The organism is Azospirillum brasilense (genome assembly GCF_001315015.1).
Classification (GTDB): domain Bacteria; phylum Pseudomonadota; class Alphaproteobacteria; order Azospirillales; family Azospirillaceae; genus Azospirillum; species Azospirillum brasilense.
This window is the reverse complement of the sequence record NZ_CP012915.1, coordinates 832,543-847,704: the sequence shown is the minus strand read 5'-3', so window position 1 is coordinate 847,704 and position 15,162 is coordinate 832,543. Positions and strand designations below refer to the sequence as shown.

General features: G+C 67.3%; 16 protein-coding genes. 14 read left to right on the top strand and 2 right to left on the bottom strand.

The genetic code is table 11. The features are described 5' to 3' along the window. Positions 1–118 precede the first annotated feature (118 nt). From AMK58_RS17615 to mazG, 14 genes are all read left to right on the top strand, one after another. The gene (locus tag AMK58_RS17615) at positions 119–2,440 is read left to right on the top strand and encodes a sensor histidine kinase NtrY-like (protein WP_035675957.1); all 2,322 of its coding nucleotides are present in this window, start codon (positions 119–121) and stop codon (positions 2,438–2,440) included. After that, complete coding sequence (gene ntrX, locus AMK58_RS17610; protein WP_035675959.1) at positions 2,430–3,830, top strand: nitrogen assimilation response regulator NtrX; 1,401 nt, start codon at positions 2,430–2,432, stop codon at positions 3,828–3,830. Before AMK58_RS17615 ends, ntrX begins: the two co-directional genes overlap by 11 nt. A 305-nt stretch (positions 3,831–4,135) precedes the next feature. Beyond that, positions 4,136–4,444: a hypothetical protein gene (locus AMK58_RS17605; RefSeq protein ID WP_035675960.1), complete on the top strand. Its 309-nt coding sequence runs from the start codon at positions 4,136–4,138 to the stop codon at positions 4,442–4,444. Positions 4,445–4,667: 223 nt separating this feature from the next. After that, entirely contained in the window at positions 4,668–6,044 is a 1,377-nt protein-coding gene (trkA, locus tag AMK58_RS17600; protein WP_035675963.1) for a Trk system potassium transporter TrkA, read from the top strand. Between the two features lie 42 nt (positions 6,045–6,086). Continuing rightward, positions 6,087–6,950: a D-amino-acid transaminase gene (locus tag AMK58_RS17595; RefSeq protein WP_035675966.1), complete on the top strand. Its 864-nt coding sequence runs from the start codon at positions 6,087–6,089 to the stop codon at positions 6,948–6,950. Continuing rightward, positions 6,947–7,645: an HAD family hydrolase gene (locus AMK58_RS17590; RefSeq protein ID WP_035675967.1), complete on the top strand. Its 699-nt coding sequence runs from the start codon at positions 6,947–6,949 to the stop codon at positions 7,643–7,645. The genes AMK58_RS17595 and AMK58_RS17590 overlap by 4 nt, the downstream gene beginning before the upstream one ends. 95 nt (positions 7,646–7,740) lie before the next feature. Then, on the top strand, positions 7,741–7,989 hold the full coding sequence (hfq, locus tag AMK58_RS17585; RefSeq protein WP_035675971.1) for an RNA chaperone Hfq: 249 nt from the start codon (positions 7,741–7,743) through the stop codon (positions 7,987–7,989). A 52-nt stretch (positions 7,990–8,041) separates the two neighbouring features. After that, the gene (gene hflX / locus AMK58_RS17580; protein ID WP_079284960.1) at positions 8,042–9,301 is read left to right on the top strand and encodes a GTPase HflX; all 1,260 of its coding nucleotides are present in this window, start codon (positions 8,042–8,044) and stop codon (positions 9,299–9,301) included. A 172-nt stretch (positions 9,302–9,473) separates the two neighbouring features. Beyond that, positions 9,474–9,758 (top strand): hypothetical protein, encoded by a 285-nt coding sequence (locus AMK58_RS17575; RefSeq protein WP_035675976.1) that lies wholly within the window; start codon positions 9,474–9,476, stop codon positions 9,756–9,758. A 100-nt stretch (positions 9,759–9,858) separates the two neighbouring features. Further along, entirely contained in the window at positions 9,859–10,389 is a 531-nt protein-coding gene (locus tag AMK58_RS17570) for a hypothetical protein (RefSeq protein WP_236778291.1), read from the top strand. After that, complete coding sequence (locus AMK58_RS17565) at positions 10,386–11,198, top strand: inositol monophosphatase family protein (protein WP_035676033.1); 813 nt, start codon at positions 10,386–10,388, stop codon at positions 11,196–11,198. Before AMK58_RS17570 ends, AMK58_RS17565 begins: the two co-directional genes overlap by 4 nt. A gap of 133 nt (positions 11,199–11,331) precedes the next feature. Further along, positions 11,332–11,598, top strand: coding sequence for a hypothetical protein (locus tag AMK58_RS17560; RefSeq protein ID WP_236778290.1), 267 nt, complete (start codon positions 11,332–11,334; stop codon positions 11,596–11,598). 72 nt (positions 11,599–11,670) lie between these two features. Next, positions 11,671–12,090 (top strand): hypothetical protein, encoded by a 420-nt coding sequence (locus AMK58_RS17555; protein ID WP_035676039.1) that lies wholly within the window; start codon positions 11,671–11,673, stop codon positions 12,088–12,090. 176 nt (positions 12,091–12,266) lie between these two features. After that, positions 12,267–13,076 (top strand): nucleoside triphosphate pyrophosphohydrolase, encoded by an 810-nt coding sequence (gene mazG, locus AMK58_RS17550; protein WP_035676041.1) that lies wholly within the window; start codon positions 12,267–12,269, stop codon positions 13,074–13,076. 7 nt (positions 13,077–13,083) lie between these two features. Here mazG and AMK58_RS17545 read toward each other — a convergent pair whose 3' ends face one another. Beyond that, positions 13,084–13,605: an NADH-quinone oxidoreductase subunit B family protein gene (locus AMK58_RS17545; RefSeq protein ID WP_035676043.1), complete on the bottom strand. Its 522-nt coding sequence runs from the start codon at positions 13,603–13,605 to the stop codon at positions 13,084–13,086. An 11-nt stretch (positions 13,606–13,616) separates the two neighbouring features. Further along, complete coding sequence (locus AMK58_RS17540; RefSeq protein ID WP_059399236.1) at positions 13,617–15,158, bottom strand: hydrogenase large subunit; 1,542 nt, start codon at positions 15,156–15,158, stop codon at positions 13,617–13,619. Positions 15,159–15,162: the final 4 nt, after the last annotated feature.

Genomic DNA, 15,162 nt, shown 5'->3' with positions numbered 1-15,162 from the left:
TGGCACCTCTGCCGTTCGCGATGCTCCTTAGGGACTGTGCGAAAGGCAGAGGGGTTGCCGCTTGGCAGGACGGCAACAGCTCGTGTATCATTCTGGCAACAGACTGGTTGCCGGATTGATGTCGCCCACACCCCCTGAAACCGTCACGCCGCTTTGGCAGCAGTTCCTTCGCTGGGCAGCCCGTGTCGGGCTGGCGAAGCGGCTTGCCTTTGCGCTGTCCTTGGCGGCCTTGGTGGCGGGCTTTGCAACCTATACGGCGCTGACGGAGAGCGCGCCCTTCGGGGAAACCAACCCGCGCACCGTCACATGGCTGCTGACCCTCGATCTGGCGCTGCTGCTCCTGCTTGGCGTGCTGATCGCGCGGCGGATCGTCTATCTGTGGATCGGGCGGCGGCGTGGCCTCGCCGGGTCGCAGATGCATGTGCGGCTGGTCGCGGTGTTCAGCCTGCTCGCCGTCGCACCGGCCATCATCATGGCCATTTTCTCCACGGTCTTCTTCTATGTCGGCGTGCAGTCCTGGTTCAGCGAGCGGGTGCGCACGGCGGTGAACGAATCGCTGGCCGTCGCCAGCGCCTATCTGCACGAGCACCAGCAGAACATCCGCGCCGACGCGCTCGCCATGGCGAACGACCTGAACCAGGAGGCGGCGCGCCTCGCCAGCGACCCCGAGCGGTTCGAGCAGGTGGTCGCCACCCAGGCGATGCTGCGCGCGCTGTCGGAGGCCATCGTCTTCAACGGAACGACGGGTGCCATCGTCGCGCGTTCCGGCTACACCTTCGCGCTGGAGTTCGACCCGATCCCCGACGACAAGCTCGCCACCGCCCGCCGCGGCGAGGTGGCGATGATCGTCAGCGAGAACGACGACCGCGTGCGCGCGCTGGTCCGGCTCGACCGCTTCGCCGACACCTATCTCTATGTCGGCCGCATGGTCGAGCCGCGCGTGCTGTCGCACATGGCCTCGGCGGAAGGGGCGGTGCGGGAGTTCGGTGCGCTGGAAAGCCAGCGCGGCAGCCTGCAGATCACCTTCACCCTGATCTTCCTGGTCGTCGCCCTGCTGCTTCTGCTGGCGGCGGTGTGGGCGGGGTTGATCTTCGCGACGCGGCTGGCGCGTCCGATCAGCGCCCTGATCGGTGCGGCGGAGCGGGTGCGCGCCGGCGACCTGACCGTCCGGGTGACCGAACCGCCCGGCGAGGACGAGCTTGGCCTGCTGTCGCGCGCCTTCAACCGCATGACGACGGAGATCGAAAGCCAGCGGCACGAGCTTCTCTCGGCCAACCGCCTGATCGACGAGCGCCGCCGCTTCACCGAGACCGTGCTGGGTGGCGTGTCGGCGGGCGTGATCGGGTTGGACGCGGAGGGGCGCATCACCCTTCCCAACTTCTCGGCCGCGCGCCTTCTCGGCGTCGAGGACGCGGAAAGCCTGATCGGGATGAGGCTGGCCGAGCTGTCCCCCGAGATGGGGGAACTTCTCGACCACGCGCCGGGCCGTCCGGGCCGGGTGGTGCAGGACCAGATCCAGATCCGCCGCCCCGGCACGACGCCGCTGACCCTGCTCGTCCGCATCTCCACCGAGGGGCGGGGCAGCGGGGAGATCCGCGGCTACGTCGTGACCTTCGACGACATCACCGAGCTGGTCTCCGCCCAGCGCAAGGCGGCCTGGGCCGACGTCGCCCGCCGCATCGCCCACGAGATCAAGAATCCACTGACGCCGATCCAGCTCTCCGCCGAACGGCTGCGCCGCAAGTACCTGAAGGAGATCACCAGCGACACCGAGGTCTTCACCATGTGCACGGACACCATCGTCCGGCAGGTGGACGACATCCGGCGCATGGTGGACGAGTTCTCGGCCTTCGCGCGCATGCCTCAGCCGGTGATGAAGCCCTGCAACCTCAACGACCTCGTCCGGCAGGCGGTCTTCCTGCAGTCCAGTGCGCACGCTGGGAAGATCAAGTTTGACATGGCATTGCCCCAGGGGCCGCTGACCGTGCCCTGCGACAGCCGCCAGATCAGCCAGGCGTTGACCAACCTGCTGCAGAACGCCGCGGACGCCATCGAAGGGCGCCCGCCGCCCGCCGAAGGCACGGAACTGCCGCCCGGCCATGTCGCCATCCGGGTCGAGGCCGATGCCGAGCGCATCGCCATGATCATCGAGGACAACGGCAAGGGCTTGCCGACCGAGGAACGCGACCGGCTGACCGAACCCTACGTGACGACGCGCGCGAAAGGCACGGGACTGGGGCTGGCAATCGTCAAGAAGATCATGGAGGACCACGGCGGCGTGCTGACCCTGGAGGACCGCGAAGGCGGCGGGGCGCGCGTCGGGCTGGTCATCCCCAACACATCCACCAGCTCCGGCACGGCCGCGGGCGACGCCCCCGGCGGCGTTGGCACGCCGGCGGAGACCGGTGAAGAGAAGAGGCACGCAGCCCATGGCGCATGACATTCTGATCGTCGACGACGAAGCGGACATCCGGATGCTGATCGCCGGCATCCTGAACGACGAAGGCATGAAGACGCGCGAGGCCGCCGACGCCGATCAGGCGTTCGCCCAGGTCTCCGCGCGCCGTCCGAGCCTCGTGGTTCTGGACATCTGGCTGCAGGGCAGCCGGCTGGACGGGCTTCAGATCCTCGAACAGCTGATGCGCGACCACCGGAACCTGCCGGTCATCATGATCTCGGGCCACGGCAACATCGAAACCGCCGTCTCGGCCATCAAGATCGGCGCTTACGACTTCATCGAGAAGCCCTTCAAGGCCGACCGGCTGCTGCTGATGGTGGACCGCGCCATCGAGGCGGCCCGGCTGAAGCGTGAGAACGAAGAGTTGAAGCTGCGCGCCGGCGGCGAGGTGGAACTGATTGGCCGTTCCACCGCCGTCAACCACGTCCGCCAGAGCATCGAGAAGGTGGCGCCCACCGGCAGCCGCGTCCTCGTCACCGGCCCCGCCGGCTCCGGCAAGGAGGTGGTGGCCCGGCTGATCCACGCGCGGTCGCGCCGCGCCGGTGGTCCCTTCGTCGGGCTGAACTGTGCCACCATGCGTCCTGACCGGCTGGAAATGGAGTTGTTCGGCACGGAGGCCGGGGTGGACGGCGGTGGCCGTAAGATCGGCACCTTCGAGCAGGCGCACGGCGGCACGCTGCTGCTCGACGAGGTGGCCGACATGCCGTTGGAAACCCAGGGCAAGATCGTCCGCGCCCTGCAGGAGCAGGTGTTCGAGCGGGTCGGCGGCGGTCACCGGGTCGAGGTGGACGTGCGCGTCATCGCCACCTCCAACCGCGACCTCCAGGCGGAGATCGACCAGGGCCGCTTCCGCCAGGACCTGTTCTATCGTTTGGCCGTCGTGCCGATCCGCGTGCCGTCGCTGGCCGAGCGGCGCGAGGACATCCCGCTGCTGGCCCGCCACTTCATGCAGCGCTCGGCCGAGGCCGCCGGTCTGCCGGCCCGCGAGTTCGGCGAGGATGCCATGGCCGCGCTGCAGGCCTATGACTGGCCGGGCAACGTGCGCCAGCTGCGCAACGTGGTGGATTGGCTGCTCATCATGGCGCAGGGCGATCCCAAGGAACCGATCCGCGCCGACCAGCTGCCGCCGGAAATCGGCGCCATCACCCCCACGGTCCTGAAATGGGACAAGGGCGGCGAGATCATGGGTCTGCCGCTCCGCGAGGCGCGCGAGGTGTTCGAGCGTGAGTATCTGCTGGCCCAGGTGACGCGCTTCGGCGGCAACATCTCCCGCACCGCCTCCTTCGTCGGGATGGAGCGTTCCGCCTTGCACCGGAAGCTGAAATCGCTCGGCGTGCACGGCAGCGAGAAGGGCAAGCTGTTCGTCGAATAAATTCGCTCCACAACGCCAAGAGTCCGTCGCTTACCTCGATCCTGAAGCAGGCTTCCCAAGCATGTCCGCGATAGCGGACGGCTTGCGAAGCATTTACAATTTGTGCCCTTCGGGCCGTCATCCCGGCGAAGGCAGGAATTCAGGGAGTCGACATTCATAAATACCATTGTATTTATATATTTAATGAAATCTCAAGTAACAGTTTTTACTGTTGATCGCATCAAATTGCCTAAATAAAAATATTTTTTGTGAGTGCTCATAAAAAAGAACGCAATGTCTTTCTTTTGTGATGGAGGAATTCCAAAATGGCGACCACGGCTATCTTGACCGTCAATTATACGGATAACCAGCTTGTTGCTTACTTGAACGGGGCGCAGGTTTACAACAGGATCGGGGGCGGCGAAGCGATCAATGAGCAGGTTGTGCTGACCGGCAATCTCCAGGCCGGCGTGAACCAGCTTCTCCTGGTCTGTGTGAATTTCGGTGGACCGGCCCACGCCCAGGGGTCGGTCAACATCAACGGCCGGTCCCAGGACTTCAACTTCGACACCCGCAGGGACGACGCGCCGCAGGGCATCGTCACGCAGTTCTATTACGCGATCGACAACAGCTGACCGGCGTGCCGGCACACGGCTCTTCGTCTCGCGCGCAGAGCCGGGGTGGGTGACGGGGCGGTCCCCCGTCACCCTCTTGCACACCCTCGCCAATGCCCGCGCCAATATCAGCGAGGCCAGGCGTATTTTCCTTCGCAAACATAGAGTTGGTGCGTCCTCGCGCGAGATGATAAGGTCTTCGGCCTGAGTGCCTGGAAAATGGGCGGGGAAGGGTGCAAAGGCCGTGAAGGTCATCGTTTGCGGAGCCGGGCAGGTCGGCTCGAACATCGCGCGCTATCTGGCGTCCGAGGGCAACAACGTCACGGTGATCGACCATTCGCCGGAGCTCATCCAGCGGATCAGCGACACGCTCGACGTGCAGGCCATGGTCGGCCACGCTTCGCACCCTGACGTTCTGGAGGCGGCGGGGGCGGGTGAGACCGACATGATCATCGCGGTCACCCAGATCGACGAGATCAACATGGTCGCCTGCGAAGTCGCCCACGCCCTGTTCAAGGTGCCGACCAAGATCGCCCGTGTGCGCAATCAAAGCTATCTGAAGCCGATCTGGGCGGACCTGTTCAGCCGCGACCACATGCCGATCGATGTCATCATCTCGCCGGAAATCGCGGTGGCGCGGGCCATCGCCCGCCGACTCCAGGTGCCGGGCGCCTTCGACATGATCCCGCTGGCGGACGGCAAGGTCCGTGTGGTCGGCGTTCTGTGCACCGAAACCTGCCCGGTGCTGCACACGCCGCTGCGCCAGTTGACCGGCCTGTTTCCCGACCTGGGTCTGGAGGTGGTGGCGATCATCCGCAACGACCGCTCCTTCATCCCCGGCGGTGACGACCAGATGCTGCCCGGCGACGAGGTCTATTTCGCCTGCGACAACCGCCACCTCAACCGCGCCATGTCCGCCTTCGGACACGAGGAGGTGGAGGCCCGCCGCATCATCATCCTGGGCGGCGGCAACATCGGGCTGTGCCTGGCGGAGGAGCTGGAGGCGAAATACCCTCACGTCACCGCCCGCATCATCGAGATGAACCGCAGCCGCGCGCAGTATGTGGCGCAGCGCCTGTCGCGCACCATGGTGCTGCATGGCGACGGGCTGGACCCGGAGATTCTGGAGGAAGCCAACGTCCGCGCCACCGAGACGGTGGTCGCCGTGACCAACGACGACGAGGGCAACATCCTGTCCTCGCTGCTCGCCAAGCGGCACGGGGCAAAGCGCGCCATCACGCTGATAAACAAGGCGTCCTACACCTCTCTGGTGTCGCCGCTGGGGATCGACGCGGTGGTCAGCCCGCGCGCCATCACCGTGTCGAACATCCTCCAGCACGTCCGCCGCGGCCGCATTCGCGCGGTGCACAGCCTGCGCGACGGCTTCGCCGAAGTTATCGAGGCGGAGGCGCTGGAAACCTCCGCGGTGGTGAACACGCCGCTGCGTGAGGTGAAGCTGCCCTCCGGGGTCATCGTCGGCGCCATCGTGCGCGGCGACGAGGTCATCGTCCCGCGACCGGCTACGGTGATCCGTCCGAAGGACCGGGTCGTCATCCTCGCCACCGCCGGTCAGGTGAAAAAGGTGGAGAAGATGTTCGCCGTCCGGCTTGAATTCTTCTGATCGCCTCACGTATCGTTTTTGGCACCAACAAAAAGAACCTCCATGGCTCGATGGGCATACGTCAACGGCCGTTACCTGCCGCACCGGCAGGCAGCGGTTCATGTGGAAGACCGCGGCTTCCAGTTCGCCGACGGCGTCTATGAGGTGGTGACCCTCCTCGACGGGCGTTTCGCGGACATGGACGGCCATATGGAGCGTCTGGGCCGCAGCCTGTCGGAGCTGCGCATGGACTGGCCGGCGGCGCCGCGCGTCGTCACGATGATCGCCCGCGAACTGGTGCGGCGGAATGGCGTTCGCAACGGCTCGCTCTACATCCAGGTCACCCGCGGCGTCGCCCCGCGGGACTTCAAGTTCCCAGCGGATACCCCCGCGACGCTGGTGATGACCGTCAAGCGGGTCACCGCCTTCGCCAAGCCGGAGCAGCTTGAGAAGGGCGTGGCCGTGGTCACGGTGCCCGACATCCGCTGGGGCCGGCGCGACATCAAGACGGTCGGCCTCCTCGCCCCGGTGCTGGCCAAGCAGCAGGCCGCCGAATCGGGCGCCTACGAGGCGTGGCTGATCGATCCGGACGGCACGGTGACGGAGGGATCCTCCTCCAACGCCTGGATCGTGACGCAGGACGGCGTGCTGGTGACCCGGCCGCCGTCGCAGAAGATCCTCAACGGCATTACCCGTCTGTCGCTCCTGCGGCTGGCCGGCGAGCGCGGTATCCCGGTGGAGGAACGCAGCTTCACGGTGGAGGAGGCGCTCGCGGCCCGCGAGGCCTTTGTGTCCTCGGCCGGCACCTTCGCGCTGCCGGTGACCCGCATCGACGGCAAGCCGGTGGGTGAGGGCAGGCCGGGGCCGGTCACGCGGGCGCTGCGTCAGGCCTATCTCGATTACGTGGCCGCCGAGCTGCCGTCATGAGCGACGCCGCCGCCGTCATCGACCGTCTGCCCGTGCTGCCGCGCGCCGTCCTCTACGACTGGGACAACACGCTGGTCGACAACTGGGGCACCGTGCGCGCCGCGCTGAACCACGCGCTGGTCACCTTCGGCCATCCGGCCTGGACGGAGGAGGAGGCGCGTGAGCGCATCAAGCAGTCGCTGCGCGACAGCTTCCCCCGCATCTTTGGGGAGCGCTGGACCGACGCGCGTGACCTTTTCTACGCCTATTTCGAGGCGCATCACCTGGAGCATCTCCGGCCCCTGCCGGGCGCGGAATCCCTGCTGCGCGGCTTCGCCGAGCGCGGAATCTATCAGGCGGTGGTCTCGAACAAGACCGGCCGCTTCCTGCGGGCGGAGGCCGACGCGCTGGGCTGGACCGGCTATTTCGGTCGTCTGGTCGGCGCCCAGGACGCCGAATTCGACAAGCCGCACGGTGCGCCGGTGCTGATGGCGCTGGAACCGGCGAACATTTCGCCGGGCCCGGACGTCTGGTTCGTAGGGGACGCCGACATCGACATGGAATGTGCCCATGGCGTGGGAATGGTCCCGGTGCTAATAGGGGCGGGCGAGGGCAGCGGCTTCACCCGCTTCCCTCCGGCCCATCAGTACGACACGTGCCATGCATTGTTCGGGTTGGTGGGCAGCGGTGGTGACACCATATCGGATGACCAGTAGTCGAGACGGTTGCGACCAACCATAACCTTATCGCTGCAGGGGGCGGGCTTCCAACAAGGAGCCCCAAAAAACACTGAAGAAGGGGGCGACATAAAATGTCTGAAAAAAGCCAAAATGTGCAGGACGTGTTCCTCAATCACGTCCGCAAGAACAAGACTCCCGTGACCGTGTTCCTCGTGAACGGTGTTAAACTTCAGGGAATCATCACCTGGTTCGACAACTTCTCGGTACTGCTGCGGCGCGATGCGCATTCGCAGCTCGTCTACAAGCACGCCATCTCCACTGTGATGCCCGCGCATCCGATCCAACTTTTCGAGCCGCCCAAGGAAGGTGAAAACGTCTGATCTTCCGACCAATGGCAACGGCCGGACGCCTGATGCCTCCGGCCGCGCCATCGTGGTCCACCCCGTCCTCCGCAATGAGGCGGACGGGGTCCTGCGCCATCCCGAATCCTGCCTGGACGAGGCGGTGGGCCTCGCCCGCGCCATCGATCTGGAGGTCGTGCACGCCGAATGCGCGCGGGTGAACCGCCCGCAGCCTTCGATCCTTCTCGGGTCGGGGACGGTGGAGCATTTTGCCCAGATCGTGGAGGAGACGGAGGCATCCCTCGTCATCCTCGACCATGCGCTGTCGCCGGTGCAGCAGCGCAATCTGGAAAAGGCCCTCAAGGTCAAGGTCATCGACCGCACCGGCCTGATCCTGGAGATCTTCGGCGCCCGCGCCCGCACGCGCGAAGGCATGCTCCAGGTCGAGCTGGCCGCCCTGACCTACCAGAAATCGCGCCTCGTCCGCTCCTGGACCCACCTGGAACGCCAGCGCGGCGGCTTCGGCTTCCTCGGCGGCCCCGGTGAATCCCAGCTTGAGATGGACCGCCGCCTGATCGGCGACCGCATCGTCAAGATCAAGAAGGAGTTGGAGGAGGTCCGCCGCACCCGCGGCCTGCACCGCAAGGCCCGCGCCAAGGTGCCGTACCCGGTGGTGGCTCTGGTCGGCTACACCAACGCCGGCAAGTCGACGCTGTTCAACCGGCTGGCCAACGCCGATGTCTTTGCCAAGGACCTGCTGTTCGCCACGCTGGACCCGACGATGCGTCAGGTGACTCTTCCGTCCGGGCGCAAGGTGATCCTGTCGGACACGGTGGGCTTCATCTCCGACCTGCCGCACGGCCTCGTCGCCGCCTTCCGCGCCACGCTGGAGGAGGTGGACGCCGCCGACATCATCCTGCATGTCCGCGACGTGTCCCACCAGGACAGCGAGGCCCAGAAGGCCGACGTGCACGAGGTCATGAGCGACATGGGCATCGACCCGGACGCCGACGACCGCGTGATCGAGGTGCTGAACAAGATCGACGCGCTGGACGAGGAGTCCCGCGAGGCAGTCCTGGCCCAAACGGCCCGCAATCCGCGTGCCGTCGCGGTGTCCGCCCTGTCGGGTGCGGGGATCGCCGATCTCGACCGATTGCTCGACCAGCGGATGAACGCCCACCGCCAAGTGGTGGACCTGTCCGTGGAACTGGGGGACGGGGCTGCGCTCGCGTGGCTCTATGAAAAAGGTGAGGTGCTGGAGCGGCGCGACGACGAGGTCCAGGCCCACATCCAGGTGGCCATAGATCCGGCGGATCTGGCCCGTTTCGAGAAACGGTTCGTGCACGGCTGATCTTTCGCCATAATGGAATCGGGCGCGTCATAATTCGTTCGTGCACGTGCGACGACATGACGCGCCCGATTTCAGCCCCGTCCTACGACGTCCGAGGTGTAGCCTTTTCCCAACGCGCCCCCGATATTCGACACGGGGAGCCGATGGGTTATCCCCGGGAGGAGGCCCGCCTATGCGTTTGCAGACCGATCCAACACACTTTTCGATCACCGCCTTCCTGGCCGATCAGGTGACCCTGGTCGCCCGGCAGGAGCAGTTGTCGCCCGGTGCCGCGGTGCTGCGCATCCAGGAGCTGTCGCGCGACAACGCCGGCCGCGCCCGTCTGCTGGAAATCATCAGTGACGCCTGGCGCAAGGAAACCAACCCGACGGAAAGCAGCAAGATTGCCGCCCTGCGGTCCGAACTGGCCGCCTGGGCGCTGCACGCCACCCCGAGCGACAGCCTGCCGCGCTCCTGACGGAGGCGGGTGTGCCGGGGCAAGGATTTGTCCGTGGCTATGCAGCGGGCAGGGCGCCATAATGGCGGCTCGGCCCGCTTCTTTTCTTTTTCGGATTCCCTTGCGCGTCCCGATCGCTCTCCTGTCCCTGGCGTTCCTGGCCTTCGTGGGCACCGCCGCCGCCGCCGAGCGGGTGTTGCCACCGGGATTCGTGGAGGAGCCGCCCGTCGCGCCGGAAGATCCCCTGCCGCCGGAGCCCGCGGAGTTTCCGCCCGCCCCCTTCAGCCCTCTGGTCGTGGCGCCGGACCCGAAAGAGTTGCTGAAGGCCTGCAAGGAAGCCACCTTCACCGACTGTTTCCGCCTGTGGCGTCCGCCCCCGCCGCCGCCCAAGGCGGAAACGCGGGAGGCGCGCGACGTGCCGCAGCCTCCGCCCGATCCGAACACGCCGCGCAAGCCGCCGGAGCCCGGTCCGCTGACCGGCACGCCGCCCGCCCCGAACCCGGCCGCCGATCAGGCCACCTATGACGCGCTGGTCAAAGCGTTGAAAGACAGTGGCTTGGACGGCAAAGTCATGCTGCCGGAGCCGCCGAAGGATGGCGGAACGGTTCTGAGACTCGACCCCCGATCCAACAAAGCAGCACCGAAACCGTGACGAAATTTCCGATTCCCGACGTCGACCGCGTCTCCGCGATCATTCGCGAGGTCGCGGAGAGCGAGATCCTTCCCTATTTCCGTGATCTGGCGAACGCCGGCATCCGCGAGAAGACCGGGCCGGCCGATCTCGTGACCCTGGCCGACGAGGCGGGCGAACGCGCCCTGACGCCGCGCCTGCTGGACCTGCTTCCCGGCAGCACGGTGGTGGGGGAGGAGGCTGTCTCCGAGGACAAGTCCCTGCTCGACCGCATCCACGGCGACGCGCCGGTCTGGATCATCGACCCGATCGACGGCACCCTGAACTTCGCGAACGGGCGCCCGCTGTTCGCGGTGATCGTCGCCCTGGCCTGCCGCGGCGAGACCGTCGCCGGCTGGATCTACGACCCGTGCGACGGCCGCATCGCCACGGCGGTGAAAGGGCAGGGCGCCTACCTGAACGGCACGCGCGTCACGGTCGCCCCGTCGGTCCCCCTGGCCGAGATGACCGGGGCCCTGTCGACGCGCTTCTGCGCCGAGGATCTGGGACGCCAGCTCGACGAGCGAGGCCGTTCCCTCGGCCCGCGTGTCTGCCTGTCCAGCGCCGCGCAGGAGTATCTGCGCCTGCTCGACGGGCGGGCGCATTTCTCGATGTACCACCGGCTGATGCCCTGGGATCACGCGGCGGGCGTTCTGCTCCACGCGGAGGCCGGGGGATACAGCGCGCTGTTCGACGGCTCGCCCTATCGTCCGACCGTGCTCAACGGTGGGGTGATGCTGACCCCCGACCGTGCGAGTTGGGAGGCGATGCACCGGCATCTGTTCGGTTAAGGCGGGGGCGCACCGGACTACCGCACACGTCCTGCGGTGGGGACCGGATTCGGCGGGAACTCCGCGGGCACGGCGGCCTTATAGTGCCAGGATGCCGGAAACGGCCGCCGTGAGCCTTGCGGAGCGCCCGACCATGAAGGCCAGTGCCCTGAAGCGCGTGTTGTTGGTGGCGTCGCTGCTGGCGCCCACGGCCTGCGCGGAGCGGATCGCCGAATGTCAGCCCAGCGGCGGGGCGTCCCTGGCGGCCGGACCATCGCGATGCCCGACCGAGTCCGAGTCCGCGGACGTCGCCCTGGATCATGAGGTGGTTCGCGCCACCGACGCCGAGCCGGTGCTCAGTGTGGCGCCGCCGCAGCGGCGGAAAGCGCGGGCCGTCGCACACGCGCATTCCATGGAGTGAAAAGGCCCGCGGTCCCTCGGAACCCGCCATCGCCACCATGTGTTGGACCAACGCAACAACGGCGGGTGATCCATGCAGACGGCCAACATCAACGATCCCTTGAGCATCGAGAGCGTCTATCCACGAAGCGCCTTCGACAACGACGCGCGGCAGAACGCGCGGGACAAGGAGGCGGTGGAGCATGGCGTGATGATCCTGTCGATGCCGGACGCCGATGGGAACTTCGCGCTGAAACCTTCCCAGCGTCATGTCGGCGAGCCGGAGACGACAACCCACTCGATTTTTCTGTCGCCGACCCTGGAAAACTCCGAGTACGGAGCGCTCAATCCGAGTGGCAGCGGCTATGACGGGCCGATTGAACCGGCTGAATCCGTGAAGACCTCCAGCGATCCTTACCGGTCCTTCGTGGACTCGCTGATCCAGGCCGCCCGTGACGCAGATTTCCCACCGTCGCCGCCCGCCGAGAGCTTGAAGGGGTTTCGCGGAGGCTGACGCATCATGGGAGCGGAGGGTCGCCAAGGCCCCCCTCCTCCCTTCCTCCCGCATATTTTCCATAATCTTGCTTATATGATTTTTATGCTCCGGCGGGGCGTGTTCCCTTTTCTCACCGCCATGGGTCGGCTAAGGTCGCTGTCCCATCCCATCCTGCTGCCGAAGAAGACCTTTCCATGGCCCGCAACATCGACCGACTGATCGACGTCATGGCCCGCCTGCGCGACCCCAACGGCGGATGCCCGTGGGATCTGGAGCAGACCTACGCCACCATCGCGCCGCACACGATCGAGGAAGCCTACGAGGTGGCCGACGCCATCGAGAAAGGCGACATGCCGGCGTTGCGTGAGGAGTTGGGCGACCTGCTCTTCCAGGTGGTCTATTACAGCCAGATGGCCCGCGAGGAAAATCTCTTCGACTTCGACGAGGTCGCCGGCGTCATCGCCGACAAGATGATCCGCCGCCACCCGCACGTCTTCGGCGCCGAGGAGGTCAAGGGCGCCGACATGCAGACTTCGCGCTGGGAGGACCACAAGGCCGCCGAACGCGCCGCCAAGGCCGCCGAAGAGGGCCGCGCCCCGTCCGCCCTGGAGGGCGTCATCGCTGGCCTCCCCGCCCTCACCCGTGCCCTTAAGCTGCAGAACCGCGCCGCCCGCGTCGGCTTCGACTGGACCGACGCGCGGGACATCCTCGACAAGATCGAGGAGGAGGTCCGCGAACTGCGGCATGAGATGGACAGCGGTTCCGCCCCGGACCGGGTGGCCGACGAGTTGGGCGATCTGCTCTTCGCTCTGGTCAACCTTGCCCGCCGCCTGAAGGTCGAGCCGGAATCGGCGCTGCGCGGCACCAACGCCAAGTTCGAACGCCGCTTCCACCGCATCGAGGCGTTGCTGTCCGAACAGGGTCGCACGCCCAAGGAGGCGACGCTGGACGAGATGGAGGCCTTCTGGCAGCAGGCCAAGCGCGAGGAACGCGGGGAGTCCTGACCCGCCCTCACCGCGCCGCGCTGGTCTCCAGCAAGGCCAGCAGGCCGGCCAGCAGATCGGTCGGCCGCGGCGGACAGCCGGGAATGCGCAGGTCCACCGGCAGCACCTCCTCCACCGGGCCAACGCAGGCGTAGCCGCCGGCGAACAGCCCGCCGCTGACCGCGCAATCGCCGCAGGCCACCAGCCATTTCGGGCCGGGCGTGGCGTCCCAGGTGCGGACCAGCGCCTCGCGCATGTTGCGGGCGACCGGGCCGGTGACCAGCAGGACGTCGGCGTGGCGCGGCGAGGCGACGAAGCGGATGCCGAACCGTTCCAGATCGTAGATCGGGTTGTTCAGCGCGTGGATTTCCAGCTCGCAGCCGTTGCAGGACCCCGCATCGACCTCACGGATCGACAGGCTGCGGCCCAGCCGGGCCTTGGCGGCCTTGTCCAGCTTTCCTGCCAGTTCCGCCAAGGCCGGATCGGCGGGGGCCGGAGCGGCTTCGGTGACCGGGCCGCCGGTCAGGGAGGTCAGGATGTGCTTCAGCATCGGCGGCCTCCTTACAGGTCGTGTCCCGCGTAGGAACAGTTGAACGACTTGTTGCACAGCGGAAAGTCGGCGACGATGTTGCCGCCGATGGCCGCCTCCAGCAATGGCCACTGGAACCAGGACGGGTCGCGCGGGTGGCAGCGGGTGACGGCGCCCTCCCCGTCCAGCCGCACCCAGGTCAGGATCTCGCCGCGGAAGGATTCCACCAGGGCCATGCCCTCCCCGCCCCGGCCGGAGTCCAGCGGGACCGACGGGTGGTCCAGGCCGCGCGAGATCGCCGGCAGGCGGGCCACGATCTGCTCGATCAGCGACAGGGATTGCTCCACCTCGCGGATGCGCACCCAGACTCGGGCGTTCACGTCGCCCTCGGTCAGCACCGGCACCTCAAAATTCAGCGCGTCGTAAGGCGCGTATCCGGGGCTGCGGCGGGCGTCCTGGTCGCGGCCGGAGGCTCGCCCAACGTGACCGCCGGCGCCGAAGCGGGTGACCAGTTCCGCAGACACGAACCCGGTGGTGACCGTGCGGTCCTGCAAGGACGCCTTGCCGTCATAGATGGCGACCAGCGGCGGGAAGCGTTTGCGCAGCTCCGCCACCAATTCCAGCAACAGGCCCGCGCCGCGCTCCGGCAAATCAGTGGCGACGCCACCGGGAATCACCCGGTCCATCATCAGCCGGTGCCCGAAGCAGGCGTCCGCCGTGCGCAGCACCCGCTCCCGCAACTGGCTGGTCTGGGCCAGCATGAAGGCGAAGGCGGCGTCGTTGCAGATGGCCCCGATGTCGCCCAGATGGTTGGCGATCCGCTCCAACTCCGCCATCAGGGCGCGCAGCCACACCGCCCGCGCCGGCACCTCGACGCCGAGCGCCGCCTCGACCGCGCGGGCGAAGGCGAGGCTGTGCGCCACCGTCGCGTCGCCGGAGATGCGGGCGGCCAGCATCGCCGCCTGTGCCACCGGCCTGCCCTGCATCAGCCCTTCCACGCCACGGTGGACGTAGCCGAGCCGCTCCTCCAGCCGGACGACGGTCTCGCCGTTGGCGGTGAAGCGGAAATGGCCGGGCTCGATGATGCCGGCGTGGACGGGGCCGACCGGGATCTGGTGTAGCCCGTCGCCCTCCACCGGCAGGAAGGTGTAGGGGCCGGGGTTGGGCACCGGTGCCGCCGGCTGCTCCGACAGGGGACGGCGCACGCCCCAGGCGTCGTGGTCCAGCCAGGGGCGCGGGTCGGTGGTGCGCTCCGCCACCAGGCCGTAGAGGTCGTGGGCGGCGCGCTCCAGTCGGTTGGCGGCGGGGCGCACGGCGCTCAGGCTCGGAAAGCGGCCCTGCGGGCAGTCGAGGCTGACCACCGCGACGTCGCCGGAGAAATCCTCGCGCAAGGCGGCGTGGACCGTCTTGGGCTCGCCCCACAGGCCGAGCAGGCTCCAGCCGTTGCCCGCCAGCCCCTCGATCAGGCGCAGCCAGCCGTCGCGGCCCAGCCGGTAGCGCGGCCAGGGCCGGTGGCCCTCGACCGGCGTGCCGATGCGGTTCAACAGGCCGAACAGCGGTTCTTCCCCGTACATGCCG

Bases quoted from the DNA above. Each gene is read 5' to 3' on its own strand.
- AMK58_RS17615 (WP_035675957.1), top strand. From the start codon at position 119: ATGTCGCCCACACCCCCTGAAACCGTCACGCCGCTTTGGCAGCAGTTC.
- ntrX (WP_035675959.1), top strand. From the start codon at position 2,430: ATGGCGCATGACATTCTGATCGTCGACGACGAAGCGGACATCCGGATG.
- AMK58_RS17605 (WP_035675960.1), top strand. From the start codon at position 4,136: ATGGCGACCACGGCTATCTTGACCGTCAATTATACGGATAACCAGCTT.
- AMK58_RS17595 (WP_035675966.1), top strand. From the start codon at position 6,087: ATGGCTCGATGGGCATACGTCAACGGCCGTTACCTGCCGCACCGGCAG.
- AMK58_RS17590 (WP_035675967.1), top strand. From the start codon at position 6,947: ATGAGCGACGCCGCCGCCGTCATCGACCGTCTGCCCGTGCTGCCGCGC.
- hfq (WP_035675971.1), top strand. From the start codon at position 7,741: ATGTCTGAAAAAAGCCAAAATGTGCAGGACGTGTTCCTCAATCACGTC.
- AMK58_RS17575 (WP_035675976.1), top strand. From the start codon at position 9,474: ATGCGTTTGCAGACCGATCCAACACACTTTTCGATCACCGCCTTCCTG.
- AMK58_RS17560 (WP_236778290.1), top strand. From the start codon at position 11,332: ATGAAGGCCAGTGCCCTGAAGCGCGTGTTGTTGGTGGCGTCGCTGCTG.
- AMK58_RS17555 (WP_035676039.1), top strand. From the start codon at position 11,671: ATGCAGACGGCCAACATCAACGATCCCTTGAGCATCGAGAGCGTCTAT.
- mazG (WP_035676041.1), top strand. From the start codon at position 12,267: ATGGCCCGCAACATCGACCGACTGATCGACGTCATGGCCCGCCTGCGC.
- AMK58_RS17545 (WP_035676043.1), bottom strand. From the start codon at position 13,605: ATGCTGAAGCACATCCTGACCTCCCTGACCGGCGGCCCGGTCACCGAA.
- AMK58_RS17540 (WP_059399236.1), bottom strand. From the start codon at position 15,158: ATGTACGGGGAAGAACCGCTGTTCGGCCTGTTGAACCGCATCGGCACG.